Raw genomic sequence first — 13,568 nt, forward strand, 5'->3', positions numbered from 1 at the left:
AACATGCCGGCTTTCTCCCAAGGCCTGGAAAAGGCGCTTCACCAGGCGCTGACGCTCGCCAATGAGCGGCACCATGAATATGCAACCCTAGAACATCTGCTGCTCGCCCTCATCGACGACACCGAGGCGGCCGCCGTTATGCGCGCCTGCAACGTCGATCTCGACGAGCTGAAGCACACCGTTCTGACCTATATCGACACCGAACTCGACAATCTGGTCACCGGTTACGATGAGGATTCCAAGCCGACCGCCGGCTTCCAGCGCGTCATCCAGCGCGCCGTGATCCATGTGCAGTCATCCGGCCGCGAGGAAGTGTCCGGCGCCAACGTGCTCGTCGCCATCTTTGCCGAGCGCGAGAGCCATGCCGCTTATTTCCTGCAGGAACAGCAGATGACCCGCTACGACGCGGTCAACTACATCTCGCACGGCATCGCCAAGCGCCCCGGCGCATCGGAGACGCGCTCGCCGCGCGGCGCCGATGACGAGCAGGGCGGCCAGAACGGCGCCGAGCCGCAGGAGGAAGGCGGCAAGAAGAAGCAGCAGCAGGATGCGCTGACTGCCTATTGCGTCAACCTCAACAACAAAGCCAAGGCCGGCAAGATCGATCCGCTGATCGGCCGCGAGAGCGAAATCAACCGCACCATCCAGGTGCTGTGCCGCCGCTCCAAGAACAACCCGCTCTATGTCGGCGATCCCGGCGTCGGCAAGACGGCGATTGCCGAAGGTCTGGCCAAGCGCATCGTCGAAGGCGATGTGCCCGAAGTGCTGCAGGACGCCACCATTTTCGCGCTCGACATGGGCACGCTTCTGGCCGGCACGCGCTACCGTGGCGATTTCGAAGAGCGGCTGAAGCAGGTCGTCAAGGAGCTCGAGGATTATCCGGGCGCCGTGCTGTTCATCGACGAGATCCACACCGTCATCGGCGCCGGTGCGACGTCCGGCGGCGCGATGGATGCGTCGAACCTGTTGAAGCCGGCGCTGTCTTCGGGTGCCATCCGCTGCATCGGCTCGACCACTTACAAGGAGTTCCGCCAGTTCTTCGAGAAGGACCGCGCTCTGGTGCGGCGCTTCCAGAAGATCGACGTCAACGAGCCGACCATCGAGGACGCCATCGAGATCATGAAGGGCCTCAAGCCCTATTATGAGGAATTCCACAAGGTGAAGTTCACCAACGAGGCGATCAAGGCTTCGGTGGAACTGTCGGCCCGCTACATCAACGACCGCAAGCTGCCGGACAAGGCGATCGACGTGATCGACGAGACCGGCGCCTCGCAGATGCTGGTGCCGGAAGCCAAGCGCAAGAAGACGATCGGCATCAAGGAGATCGAAGCCACGATCGCCACGATGGCCCGCATCCCGCCGAAGACGGTTTCGGCCGACGACGAGAAGGTGCTGCAAGGCCTCGACATCGAGCTGAAGCGCGTCGTCTATGGCCAGGACACCGCCATCACCGCGCTGACCTCGGCGATCAAGCTGGCGCGTGCCGGCCTGCGCGAACCGGAAAAGCCGATCGGCTCCTACCTGTTCTCAGGCCCGACCGGCGTCGGCAAGACCGAAGTCGCCAAGCAGTTGGCTGCCTCGCTCGGCGTCGAGCTGATCCGCTTCGACATGTCGGAATATATGGAACGCCACACCGTCTCGCGGTTGATCGGCGCGCCTCCCGGCTATGTCGGCTTCGACCAGGGCGGTCTGCTTACCGACGGGGTCGACCAGCATCCGCACTGCGTGCTCTTGCTGGATGAAGTCGAGAAGGCGCATCCGGACCTGTTCAACATCCTGTTGCAGGTCATGGACCACGGCAAGCTGACCGACCACAACGGCAAGCAGATCGACTTCCGCAATGTCATCCTTATCATGACCACCAATGCAGGCGCATCCGATGCGCAGCGCGCGGCGATCGGTTTCGGATCGACCAAGCGCGAAGGCGACGATGTCGAGGCCATCAACCGGTTGTTCACGCCGGAGTTCCGCAACCGTCTCGATGCGATCATCCCGTTCGGTTCGCTGCCGGTGCCGGTCATCCATCAGGTGGTGCAGAAGTTCGTCATGCAGCTCGAGGCCCAGCTCTCCGAGCGGGGCGTCACCTTCGACCTGTCGTCCGACGCGATCGCCTGGCTGGCCGACAAGGGCTATGATGAGCGCATGGGTGCGCGGCCGCTCGGCCGGGTCATCCAGGAGCACATCAAGAAGCCGTTGGCCGACGAGGTGCTGTTCGGCAAGCTCAAGAAGGGCGGCACGGTGCGCGTCACCGTCGAGAAGAAGGAAACCGGCGAAACCGGCCTGAAGCTCGAATCACTGGCCGACGAAGCCCCGGTGCAGCCGAAGCAGGAGCCGGAAGAGACGCCGAAAGCCCGCAAGGCGGTGGCCAAGAAGCCCGTCGCCAAGAAGGCGGTGGCGCAGAAGCCTCAGCCCAAGGGCAAGGACGAGCCTGAGCCCAAGGGCAAGGATGGCGGCAAGCGCAGCCTGGTGCCGCAACTGCCGCGCAAGAGCTGAAAGGTTCGCCTATGAAGGGCCCGGTGACGGGCCCTTTTTTCATTGGCTGGCCGGTTTGCCGACACAGCGCCCCTGCTTTTCAGGGCAGATGTTGTTAGGTCAGGCGGCGACGCCCTCGGGTGCAAACTTGCCCAGGAAGTACCCGCACGCCTTCCAGATGGCGATCGAAATCAGAACGCTCGCATAGCCATCCACGGCATAATGCCAGCCAAGGACGACCGAGCCGACCATGATGATTGCGGCGAATGCCCACATCAAAAGGCCGGCCAACCGTGAGCGGCGTGTTGCATAAAGCGCGAAAAGCACCGCCATCGCTACATGCATGGACGGGAAGGCGGATATGCCGAGACTGCCTGGCGTCGCCCCGATATAGCCGCTCCACACAATGTCCTGCGTGCTGAGCGCCCAGATCGGATAGATGCGATCGGCGGCGGCGAGTGCTTGCATCAGGGAATGATAGTCGCTGCCCAGCCCCAGTCGCTCGTAAAAGCACGGCCCTGCCGAAGACAGGCCCATCGCCAGGAAAAAACCCGCCAGTATCCACACGAGCATGAAGCTCATCAGGAACTGGTGACGCAGCTTCGTGTCCCTGCGCGTGATGCAAGCGATGAAGACCGAGGCGATAAGGACGACGAACCAGGAATTGTAAGCCAGGTTGAACGATCTTACGGCGAGCGGCGACTGGACGATAAACCATAGCCATTCATGGGGCGCTCGGCCGAAATGCAGCACCCGGTCGGCCTGAGCCAATGCGTGATCCCATGCGAATGGCGAAAGGATCGCGACCGCGCCTTTCAACACACCGAAAGCGGATATGAGCGCAATGCACGCGGCCAGACCATTCAGGCTGTTGGCGTTGCGCTCGGCGTCGCCGAAGACGCCGCCGATCGATCGCAGGAAAGTGCCGAGCGGCTCAGGATCCCGCTTGATGAGTGCAAGGTGAAAAAAGCTGCCGAGTGCGAAGGCGCAGCCACCGATCCAGAAAGCGAAAAGAAGGTATTGGGAATAGTCTTCCAGCACGCCGAAATCCGGCATGTTTCCGGTGCGCAGGCCGACCGCGGCTGCCAAAAGCAGGGCAGCGATGGCCATCGCGTGCAGCAGGCGGTGTCGCCGGTACGCGTCCGCCAAGGTGCGCAGAAAGGCCCGCCCGGCAGCTGCTTTTACCAACGGCTCTGATGTCGCAACCGAATGTTCCACGATTTTGAAAACCCAAACGCATCCCGGTACGGAGCACGTTATCACGGCGTGGTTTGATATTTTCCTAACCGACGTGGTGGATTGTGGCTGAGCGCATCGCCCTGAGGCGCGCGCCACCTCAACCGTTCAGCGCTGCTCGGATCTTCGCCGCGTTCTCCGTCAGCACTTCGGGCTTCTCCATCTGCCCCGTATGCGGCTTGAGCGCGATGCCTTCGAACCGCGGGATGACATGGACATGTAGGTGGTAGACGGTCTGGCCGGACGCCGGTTCGTTGAACTGCAGGATGGTGACCCCGTCAGCGCCGAAAGCCTTTTTGACCGCCAGCGCGACCGTTTGGACCGTGGTGAACAGCCGGCCGAGCGTCGCGGGATCGGCATCGAGCAGATTGCGCGACGGTGCTTTGGGCACCACCAGCGTGTGACCGGGGCCTTGCGGCATCACATCCATGAAGGCGACCACGGCATCATCCTCGTAGATGCGGTGCGAGGGGATTTCGCCGCGCAGGATCTTTGCGAAGATATTGCTGGGGTCGTAGGCCTCGGTCATGGCGGCGCTCCGGGAGTATGCTCCCGGTGTAGCGAAGCTGTCCCGGACCGGCAAGATGGTCAGGTAAGATGGTCAGGCGAGGGCAGGCGCGGATCGCTATTCCTCAAGATCCTTGCGGAACGGCGTATGCTCTTCCAGAATTTCGCCCATCCGCTCGACCTCGCGCCGCTCACGCCGGAGATAATCGGCCACAGCATTGCGCAGGCCGGCATGTGCGATGTAGTGCGCCGAATGCATGGTCACGGGACGATAGCCGCGCGCCAGTTTGTGCTCACCCTGCGCGCCGGCCTCGATCACCTTCAGCTTGCGCTCGATGGCGAAGTCGATGGCCTGATGGTAGCAGACTTCGAAATGCAGGAACGGGTGGTCCTCGATGCAGCCCCAATTGCGGCCGTAGAGCGCATCGGAGCCGATGAAGTTGATGGCGCCGGCGACATAGCGGCCATTGCGCTTGGCCATGACCAACAGGATGTCCTGGGACATGCGCTCCCCGATCAGCGAGAAGAACTTGCGGTTGAGATAGGGCCGGCCCCATTTGCGGCTGCCGGTATCCATGTAGAAGGCGAAGAAATCGTCCCAGGCCTTTTCGGTCAGGTCCTTGCCGGTGAGCCGGTCGATCGAGATATTGTTGGCGAGCGCCTCGCGGCGCTCCTTCTTCATCGCCTTGCGCTTGCGCGATGCCAGCGTGGCGAGAAAGTCGTCATAGGTCGAAAAGCCTTCGTTGAAGAAATGGAACTGCTGGTCGGTGCGGTGCAGGAAGCCGGCTGCTTCCAGCGTTGCAACGTCGCTTTCATTGGCGAAGGTGACATGCGCGGAGGACACGCCGAGCTTTTCCGTCACCGCCTTCAGGCCCGCTGCGAGACCGGCCTTCACAATGGCGCTGTCCTCGCCCTTGCTGACCAGCAGGCGAGGGCCGGTGACCGGAGAGAACGGCACGGCGCATTGCAGTTTCGGATAGTAGTTGCCGCCGGCGCGTTCGAACGCATCGGACCAGCCGTGGTCGAAGACATATTCGCCCTGGCTGTGCGATTTGAGATAGCAGGGCACGGCGCCCAGCAATCTGCCTTGGGCATTTTCCAGTCTGAGATGATGACCTTGCCAGCCGGTACGCCGCACGGCGCAGCCGGAATCTTCAAGCGCGCTCAGAAAAGCATATGAAACGAGAGGGTTATAGCCATTTTCTGTGTCGCTGCGGGTTGTGCCGGTAAAGCCGTTCCACTCGTCGCAGGTGAAGGCATTGATGCCGGCGGCGACGCGGATGGAAAACTCCGCATTCGCCGTTTGCCCGTCGCCTTCATCACCCTGATCCATGGGGCTTATTTAAGCTCTGTCGGGGCCGCTACAAGTCACGTTTCAGGCACTTCCATCAGGCGACATTGACCAGATCGGGTTCGAACCCTTCGAACGTCATCTGGTCGGCGTATTTGAAAGTGAGATCCACCGCCGGCTGGTCATGCACCGTCCAGGTGATGACAGGCATTTTAAGCCTTTCGCGCACGAAGCTGACGAACGGGTTCGGCAGATCGCCCGCGGCATAGGAGGTGAAGGCGAGGTCATGCGCCAGCATGGCGAAATGCGCCTCGATCAACTGGTTGTCCTTGCCATAGGCCGTGAGCCCGCCCGGAATTCCTGGCGCATCCCTGGGGAAATCGCGGACCAGCCAGTGGTCGAACGACATGATCGCCGCCTTGGCCTTGTAGCGCTCCAGCATCTTGCCGACGCTTGCCACCAAGCCCTCGTCGTAACCGGGCACACCCTTCAGTTCGACAACCATCGGCACACGGCCGTCGACCAAGTCGAGCGCTTCTTGCAGTGTCGGCACATGGTCCTTGGTGCCGCCGATCCTGAGCGCCGCCAGTTCCGCTGCCGTGCGCTGCCAGACGAAGCCGTCCTGGCCGGTCAACCGCCTGAGATCGCCGTCATGAATGATGACGGGGACGCGGTCGGACGACAAATGCACGTCGCATTCGATCGCATAGCCGCGCTCGGCGGCAGCAGCGAAGGCCGACAGCGTGTTTTCCCAGCGCGTCTTGTTCATGTCGTGAAAGCCGCGATGCGCCACCGGGCGGGCGGTCAGCCAGGAAAGGTCGGTCATTGTCTTGGTCCTGCTCATGCGACCTCGAAGACGGCTTCGATTTCCACTGCGGCATTAAGCGGCAGACAGGCGGTGCCGACGGCGGAGCGGGCATGCTTGCCGCGCTCGCCAAGGGCTGCGACCAGGAAATCGGAGGCGCCGTTGGCGACCAGATGCTGCTCGACGAAATCCGGCACTGATGCAACAAAGACGGTGATCTTGACCAGCCGCTGGATTTTTTCGAGATCGCCAAGTGCTGCTTTTGCCTGCGCCAAGATGTTGATTGCACAGTACTTTGCGCCTTCCTTGCCGGTTGCGGTATCGACGTCGCGGCCGAGCAGGCCGCTTGCCTGCAGCTTGCCGTCCTTGAGCGGCAACTGCCCGGCGGTGAACAAAAGATTGCCGGACCTGCAATAGGGCACATAGTTCGCGGCGGGCGCTGCGGCGGCAGGTATCGTCACGCCGAGATCGCTTAGCCGCTTTTCGATTGTTTCACTCATGGTATTTCCCTATTGCTTGGAGACGCCGCGCTGGCCGAGCCGAAATTGCTATTTTTGCCTCGCTTCCGCCACGACTTTTTTTAAGCTGGACCATCTTTACCTGCGGCCTGCCATCAGCTGCGACGATCGGAGCCCCTTATGCGCGCAACGCGCCTTGCCTTCCACGCCGTTCTCTTTCCGGTGCTGTTCTCGATGGCTCCAGCCTTTGCCGTGCCGGCGCTGCAGGCGCATCGCGCCGTCTACGATCTTACCCTCGACAAGGCGTCGGACCGCTCGGGTATCACCGGCATTTCCGGCCGCATGGTCTATGAGTTCAACGGCTCGCCCTGCGAGGGCTATACGGTAAAATTCCGTTTCGTCACCCAGATCGCCACCGGCGACAACACCAGGCTGACCGACCAGCAGACGACCACGTTCGAGGACGCCGAAGGCAAGACCTTCTCGTTCGTGACCAAATCCTTCGTCGACCAGAACCTCGACAAGGAGGTCAAGGGCACCGCCACGAAAGAGACCAAGGGCCTCAAAGTCGACATTGACAAGCCCGAGAAGAACAGCCTGGAACTTGCCACCACCCAGTTCCCGACCCAGCATCTGGTCGAACTGATCGGCAAGGCCGAGAAGGGCGAGAATTTCTACGAAACCAGCCTGTTCGACGGTTCGGAGGATGCCAACAAGGTGATGACCACCACCGTCATCGTCGGCAAGAAGGCCGAGGGCGACAAGGCCGACCCCGAAGCGCCGGCGCTGGCCAAGCTTGCCGGCGACAAATACTGGCCGGTCGACATCGCCTATTTCGACGAGACCGACAAATCGGGCGAAGAGGTGCCGGAATACCGCATCAGCTTCAAGCTGCACGAGAACGGCATCACCCGCGACCTCACAATGGACTATGGCGAGTTCTCGATGACCGGAAAGCTGGTCAACCTGTCGCTGTTCGATCAGACCAAGCCTTGCCCCGTCTCGAAATAGCAACAATGCGGCGCTGGCCACGGCAGGCTTGATGGCAGTTCCCGATGGCGGTCTATGTCGATGCGGCAATCTGGAAATGGGCCGGCCATCGCTGGTGCCACCTGATGGCCGACGATACGGACGAACTGCATCGTTTCGCCGCCGAACTTGGCGTCAAGCGTTCGTCCTACCAAGGGCCGCCCAGGACATCGGCGCCGCACTATGACATAACCGGCTTCGAGCGCGACCGGGCGGTGCGGCTCGGCGCCATCGAATGCAGCCGCGAGGAGATCGTTGCGATCTTCAGGCGCGTACGGGTACCCAACGGAAAGGGCCGGTCGTGACGCTAACGGCATTCCTGGCTTATTGCCTTGCCATCACACTTGCCGCCGCCACGCCGGGACGACCGGCGATGTTCACGGTGATCACCAACGGCGTGGCACGCGGCTTCCTGCGTGCGTTCGTCGCCGGAATGGGCATTGCCGCCGGTGATGCCGTGCTGGTCACCTTGGCACTGCTCGGGCTGGTGGCGCTGGCCCAGACCTTCGAATGGGTGTTTCTCCTGTTGAAATACGCCGGTGCGGCCTACCTGATTTTCCTCGGCATCAAGATGTGGCGGGCCGCGGCCGCGCAATCGGCCGCGCAAGGAATCCCCCAAACCGGATTGTCGCGTTCCTGCTTGGCGCCTCCGTGGCGCTCGGCAACCCGAAGGCGATCCTGTTCCACGCCTCGATCATGCCGCTGATCCTCAACCTCGACACCATGACGTTTGCCGACGGCCTGCTGGTGGTGGCAGTCGTCGTCGGCGCCAATATTCTCACCATGGGCATCTACGCCGCGCTGGCGGGCAGGGCATCCGGCTGGTTCAGGACGCCCGGACGCATGCGGCTGATGAACCGGTTCGCCGGCAGCGCCATGATCGGGACCGGAGCGCTGATTGCCGCGCGCTGAGCGATGAAGCACCTCACCGCTTGCGTTTGCAGCGCTTCCCCTCTATATGCGCGCTCATTCCACACACGGACTTTGGTGTCTGCCCGGGAGAAATCCGGCTGAAACCTCCGGTGGCGTTCGAGGACAAAGTCCAAAAATGCCTGTGTCCGTGGAGGCTAACCGGAAAAGGAACTAAGAATGGCACTGCCTGATTTCAGCATGCGCCAGCTTTTGGAAGCTGGCATTCACTTCGGCCACCAGACCCACCGCTGGAACCCGAAGATGGCGCCTTACATCTACGGCGCCCGCAACAACATCCACATCATCGACCTGTCGCAGACGGTGCCTTTGCTGCACCAGGCTCTGAAGCAGGTTTCCGACACCGTTGCCAAGGGCGGTCGCGTGCTGTTCGTCGGCACCAAGCGCCAGGCTTCGGATATCGTCGCTGACGCGGCGCAGCGTTCGGCCCAGTATTATGTCAATTCGCGTTGGCTCGGCGGCATGCTGACCAACTGGAAGACGATCTCGAATTCGATCCAGCGCCTGCGCAAGCTCGACGAGATGCTGGCCGGTGAGGCCCAGGGCCTGACCAAGAAGGAACGCCTGAACCTCGACCGCGAGCGCGAGAAGCTCGACAAGGCGCTCGGCGGTATCAAGGACATGGGCTCGACCCCCGACCTGATGTTCGTCATCGACACCAACAAGGAAGCGATCGCCATTCTCGAGGCCAAGCGCCTCGGCATTCCGGTCGTTGCCATCATCGATTCGAACTGCGATCCGGACAAGATCGACTTCCCGATCCCCGGTAATGACGACGCGGCGCGCGCCATCCAGCTCTATTGCGACCTGATCGCCAAGGCTGCCATCGACGGCATCGCCCGCCAGCAGGGCGCGCTCGGCGTCGACATCGGCGCCTCGGTCGAAGCTCCGGTCGAACCGGCGCTTGATCCGGCTCCGGCCCCGGCTGCGGACGCTCCGGAAGCTTGACAATCGAAGGTCGGTTGCGGCCTTCATCATTCTCATATTTGGCACGCTAGACGGACGCATCACCGAGTACCGGTGGTGCGTCGGTGCATTTAAAACAAAGAGGCGACAATGAGCATTTCGGCTGCACAGGTCAAAGAACTCCGCGACTTGACCGGCGCGGGCATGATGGACTGCAAGGCGGCGTTGACCGAGACCAACGGCAACATCGAAGAGGCCGTCGACTGGCTGCGCAAGAAGGGCATTTCCAAGGCCGACAAGAAGGCTGGCCGTACTGCCGCCGAAGGCCTGATCGGCGTCGACTCCGGCGTCCGCGAGGCCGCCATCGTCGAGGTTAACTCCGAGACCGATTTCGTGGCCCGCAACGAGCAGTTCCAGGAGATCGTTCGCAATGTCGCCAAGGTCGCGCTTGCTTATGGCACGACGGAGGCTGTCTCTGCCGCAAAGTATCCTGGTTCGGACAAGTCGGTCACTGACACCATCAAGGACGCCGTTGGCACCATTGGCGAGAACATGAGCTTCCGCCGTTCGGCCAAGCTCACCGTCCCGCACGGTGCTGTCGCAACCTACGTGCACAATGCGGTTGCCGATGGTCTTGGCAAGCTCGGCGTTCTGGTCGCGATCGAGACCACGGGCAATGAGCATGCCGCCAACGCCTTTGGCCGCCAGGTCGCCATGCATGTCGCCGCCACCAACCCGCTGGCTTTGACCGCCGAGCAGATCGATCCGGCAGCGGTCGAGCGCGAGAAGGCGATCTTCGCCGACCAGGCGCGCCAGTCCGGCAAGCCGGAAGCGATCATCGAAAAGATGGTCGAAGGCCGCCTGCGCAAGTTCTACGAGGAAGTCGTGCTCCTCAAGCAGGCCTTCGTGCTCAATCCCGACATCACTGTCGAGCAGGCGCTGAAGGATGCCGAGAAGGACATCGGCGCTCCGGCCAAGATCTCCGCCTATCTGCGCTTTGCGCTGGGCGAAGGCATCGAAAAGGAAGAGACCGATTTCGCGGCGGAAGTCGCGGCGGCGGTGAAGAAGTAGTTTTAAAAATAGCCCCGAAAAGGGCTTCTCAGCTCAGGCAACTCGGCCGGGCGTCCGCAAGGATGCTCGGCCAATTTCTTGTGCGGTGTCGATGAAGGCCCTGAGCTTTGGCGCCATCGACGCCCTGCGCGGGAAGTAGAGGAAGAGGCCGGGCTCCTCGATCGCCGTTTGCGGCAGGATCTGAACGAGGCGGCCGGCGGCCAATTCCGCGCGCACCAGCGGCTCGAACACATAGGTCAGCCCGACGCCGGCAAGCGCAAGGTCGATCGCGGCCAGCGAATCGGTGACGATGACCGTACCCTTCGTCTCGGCCACGACATCCTTGCCGTCCTCAGTCAGGTCCCAGCGATAGAGTGCGCCGGAGCGCACAAGCCGGTAGCCGATGCAATTGTGGTCCGAAAGATCCGCCACACCGCGCGGACGGCCATGCCGGCCGACATAGGCGGGGGAGGCGACGATCACGGCGTTGAATGGCGGCGTCAGCCGGACCGTGACCATGTCCTGTGCGATCATCTCGCCCAGCCGGATGCCGGCATCAAAACCCTCGCCGACAATGTCCACCAGCCCCTGGTCGGTGAGCAATTCGATGGTCACATCAGGATAGCGTTCAGCCATCGCGGCGGCCACGGGAGTGACGGCAAGTGGAACGGCGATGTTGGGAACGTTCAACCTGAGCAAGCCGGAGGGCCGGCCCTTGATGGCTCGGATGCGGTCCATCCGGTCGGCGATATCCTGGAGGGCAGGGGCTGCTGTGTCCACCAGCGCCTTGCCGGCTTCCGTCAGCGAGACGCTGCGCGTGGTGCGCGCAAACAGCGGCTGGCCGATCCGCTCCTCCACGAGGCGCACCGCATGGCTGACGGCGGATGGGGACATGCCCAGTTCGGCCGCAGCTAGCGCAAAGCCGCCGCGTCGGGCAACGGCGACGATGACAGGCAAATGACTGAGCAGATCCCGGTCCATTCATGCATGATATCGCATAGTCCTTGCGAACACTTCAATCTTCTCGATGCCGACAGGCTGACCCATATTGCCATCACCGATGCACAAAGGAGAAGAGAGATGGATGCCTTGAAACACGCTACCTTCGCCGCAGGCCTTGCCCTAGCGCCGGTCGATGCCGGCGGCGCCGAGCCGTCCGGTTGGCGCGCGCTCGCCGACGAACGCGCCGTCATCCGCATCGCCGATGCCATCGACCGTGCCGTCGATGCGCAGGACTGGAAGCTTGCCCGCTCCTATTTCGCCGACCGTGTCACCGTCGACTTCAGCAGCCTGTCAGGACAGCCTGCCGCCACCATCCCCTCCGACAATCTGATCGGTACCTGGGCCGGCAACCTCAGGGGCAGCAAGACCAGCCTGCATCTGCGCACCAATCACCAGGTGATCTTTGAGGCGGACGCGGCGACCGTCTCTTCGAACGGCTATGCCTGGAACCGGATGGAAGGCAATGGCGACCCGCTGTGGGAAGTCTGGGGCACCTACGAGCACCATCTGGTTCGCTCCGGGACCGGCTGGAAAGTCGACGGCTTCGTTTTCCGCGCCACGCATGAGCGCGGCAATCCCTGGGTCAAGATGACGCCTGGCCAGTGAGCCGGCGTCAAGAAATCAGGATAGGAAAAACACCATGACCATGAGCTATTACACACTGGGCAACAGCGGCCTGCGCGTCAGCCGGCTGGCACTGGGCACCATGACCTTTGGCACCGAATGGGGCTGGGGCGCGGACAGGGAAACCGCGCGCGCCATGGCCGACGCCTATGTCGAGGCCGGCGGCAATTTCTTCGACACCGCCGACCTCTACACCGGCGGCACAGCCGAAACCTGGCTCGGCGAATTCATCGCCGAGCGGGGCTTGCGCGACAAAGCGGTGATCGCCACGAAATTCACCTTCAACGCGGAGCCCGGCAATCCGAACGCCGGCGGCAATGGCCGCAAGAACATCTTGCGCGCCGTGGACGCCTCGCTGAAGCGGTTGGGCACCGACTATATCGACCTCTACCTCCTCCATGTCTGGGACGGGCTGACGCCGGCCGAGGAGGTCATGCGCACGACGGATGATCTCGTGCGTGCGGGCAAAATTCGCCATGTCGGCCTGTCCGATGTGCCGGCCTGGTATGCTGCCCGCGCGCAGACGATCGCCGAGTGGCGCGGCTACGAGCCGGTGTCGGCCCTGCAGCTTGAATATTCGCTGGCGGAGCGTTCGATCGAAAATGAGTTCGTGCCCTTCGGCACCCGCCATGGCGCAGGAATCATGGTGTGGAGCCCGCTGGCCAGCGGCCTGCTCAGCGGCAAGTACCGGCCGACGCAGGACGGCCATGTCGGCCGGCTCGACGGCTTTCGCAACACCACTCATCCGGGGTTCCAGAAGTTCACCGAGCGCAACTGGGCGATCGTGGCGGAACTCGAAAAAGTGGCCGCCGAACTCGGACACAGCATGGCGCAGGTCGCGCTCAACTGGGTGGCAACGCAACCGGGCATCGCCACCGTGATTCTTGGCGCCACCAAGCTGGCACAGTTGCAGGACAATCTGGCGGCGTTGGATTTCACTTTACCCGCCGAGCTTCGCGCGCGGCTGGATACGGTCAGCAAGACACCGCCGCCATTCCCGTACGCCTATTTCGGGTCCGACATACAAGCCCGGGTTACCGGCGGCGCCGTGACCGGCGACAAACCGTTGGGTTATGCGCCGCCGCTGCTGGTCGAGGGCGACGCCGTCAGCATCACCAGCAACTGACGGGCCGCGACGGGAAGGCGGAATTGGGCGAGGGGGGGGGGGGGGGCGACAGCCGCCCCCCCAGGCATAAAGAAAAACACCACCACCCCCCCCCCCCCCCCCCCCCCGGCGGGCGAGAGCACGGGAGGACCC

Annotated in this window: 15 protein-coding genes; 9 read left to right on the forward strand and 6 right to left on the reverse strand. The window is 62.6% G+C overall.

Annotation, left to right across the window (positions count from 1 at the left end; genetic code table 11):
* Positions 1-3: 3 nt before the first annotated feature.
* Positions 4-2,493 (forward strand): ATP-dependent Clp protease ATP-binding subunit ClpA, encoded by a 2,490-nt coding sequence (gene clpA, locus NKI46_RS24410; protein WP_023684681.1) that lies wholly within the window; start codon positions 4-6, stop codon positions 2,491-2,493.
* A gap of 99 nt (positions 2,494-2,592) precedes the next feature.
* On the opposite strand, the gene NKI46_RS24415 is transcribed toward clpA, so the two are convergent.
* The 5 genes from NKI46_RS24415 to NKI46_RS24435 all read right to left on the reverse strand — a co-directional run bounded on the left by NKI46_RS24415 (position 2,593) and on the right by NKI46_RS24435 (position 6,811).
* Entirely contained in the window at positions 2,593-3,735 is a 1,143-nt protein-coding gene (locus tag NKI46_RS24415) for a phosphatase PAP2 family protein (protein ID WP_245265788.1), read from the reverse strand.
* Between the two features lie 73 nt (positions 3,736-3,808).
* Positions 3,809-4,237 carry an HIT family protein gene (locus NKI46_RS24420; protein ID WP_023684683.1) on the reverse strand — a complete coding sequence of 143 codons (429 nt, stop codon included), beginning with the start codon at positions 4,235-4,237 and terminating at the stop codon, positions 3,809-3,811.
* A gap of 96 nt (positions 4,238-4,333) precedes the next feature.
* Positions 4,334-5,548, reverse strand: a complete 1,215-nt coding sequence (locus tag NKI46_RS24425; RefSeq protein ID WP_023738708.1) for a GNAT family N-acetyltransferase — start codon at positions 5,546-5,548, stop codon at positions 4,334-4,336.
* Positions 5,549-5,603: 55 nt separating this feature from the next.
* Positions 5,604-6,332, reverse strand: coding sequence for a glycerophosphodiester phosphodiesterase (locus NKI46_RS24430; protein ID WP_023738709.1), 729 nt, complete (start codon positions 6,330-6,332; stop codon positions 5,604-5,606).
* A 14-nt stretch (positions 6,333-6,346) separates the two neighbouring features.
* Positions 6,347-6,811: a RidA family protein gene (locus NKI46_RS24435; protein WP_023693441.1), complete on the reverse strand. Its 465-nt coding sequence runs from the start codon at positions 6,809-6,811 to the stop codon at positions 6,347-6,349.
* Between the two features lie 138 nt (positions 6,812-6,949).
* Here NKI46_RS24435 and NKI46_RS24440 point away from each other — a divergent pair, with 138 nt between their 5' ends.
* From NKI46_RS24440 to tsf, 6 genes are all read left to right on the forward strand, one after another.
* Complete coding sequence (locus NKI46_RS24440; RefSeq protein WP_023724373.1) at positions 6,950-7,780, forward strand: cell envelope integrity EipB family protein; 831 nt, start codon at positions 6,950-6,952, stop codon at positions 7,778-7,780.
* A gap of 44 nt (positions 7,781-7,824) precedes the next feature.
* Positions 7,825-8,103 (forward strand): DUF4031 domain-containing protein, encoded by a 279-nt coding sequence (locus tag NKI46_RS24445; protein WP_023671020.1) that lies wholly within the window; start codon positions 7,825-7,827, stop codon positions 8,101-8,103.
* Positions 8,104-8,171: 68 nt separating this feature from the next.
* Complete coding sequence (locus tag NKI46_RS24450) at positions 8,172-8,504, forward strand: LysE family translocator (protein ID WP_280790901.1); 333 nt, start codon at positions 8,172-8,174, stop codon at positions 8,502-8,504.
* Positions 8,450-8,710, forward strand: a complete 261-nt coding sequence (locus NKI46_RS24455) for a LysE family transporter (RefSeq protein WP_280790902.1) — start codon at positions 8,450-8,452, stop codon at positions 8,708-8,710. The genes NKI46_RS24450 and NKI46_RS24455 overlap by 55 nt, the downstream gene beginning before the upstream one ends.
* A 177-nt stretch (positions 8,711-8,887) precedes the next feature.
* Positions 8,888-9,676 (forward strand): 30S ribosomal protein S2, encoded by a 789-nt coding sequence (rpsB, locus tag NKI46_RS24460; protein ID WP_023671022.1) that lies wholly within the window; start codon positions 8,888-8,890, stop codon positions 9,674-9,676.
* Positions 9,677-9,784: 108 nt separating this feature from the next.
* Positions 9,785-10,705, forward strand: a complete 921-nt coding sequence (tsf, locus tag NKI46_RS24465) for a translation elongation factor Ts (protein WP_023684688.1) — start codon at positions 9,785-9,787, stop codon at positions 10,703-10,705.
* A 33-nt stretch (positions 10,706-10,738) separates the two neighbouring features.
* On the opposite strand, the gene NKI46_RS24470 is transcribed toward tsf, so the two are convergent.
* Positions 10,739-11,665, reverse strand: coding sequence for a LysR family transcriptional regulator (locus NKI46_RS24470; RefSeq protein WP_023671024.1), 927 nt, complete (start codon positions 11,663-11,665; stop codon positions 10,739-10,741).
* A 99-nt stretch (positions 11,666-11,764) separates the two neighbouring features.
* Here NKI46_RS24470 and NKI46_RS24475 point away from each other — a divergent pair, with 99 nt between their 5' ends.
* Positions 11,765-12,292 carry a nuclear transport factor 2 family protein gene (locus tag NKI46_RS24475; RefSeq protein ID WP_023671025.1) on the forward strand — a complete coding sequence of 176 codons (528 nt, stop codon included), beginning with the start codon at positions 11,765-11,767 and terminating at the stop codon, positions 12,290-12,292.
* A 34-nt stretch (positions 12,293-12,326) separates the two neighbouring features.
* Positions 12,327-13,436, forward strand: coding sequence for an aldo/keto reductase (locus tag NKI46_RS24480; protein ID WP_023738710.1), 1,110 nt, complete (start codon positions 12,327-12,329; stop codon positions 13,434-13,436).
* Positions 13,437-13,568: the final 132 nt, after the last annotated feature.

The organism is Mesorhizobium sp. M0615 (assembly GCF_040320805.1).
GTDB lineage: Bacteria > Pseudomonadota > Alphaproteobacteria > Rhizobiales > Rhizobiaceae > Mesorhizobium.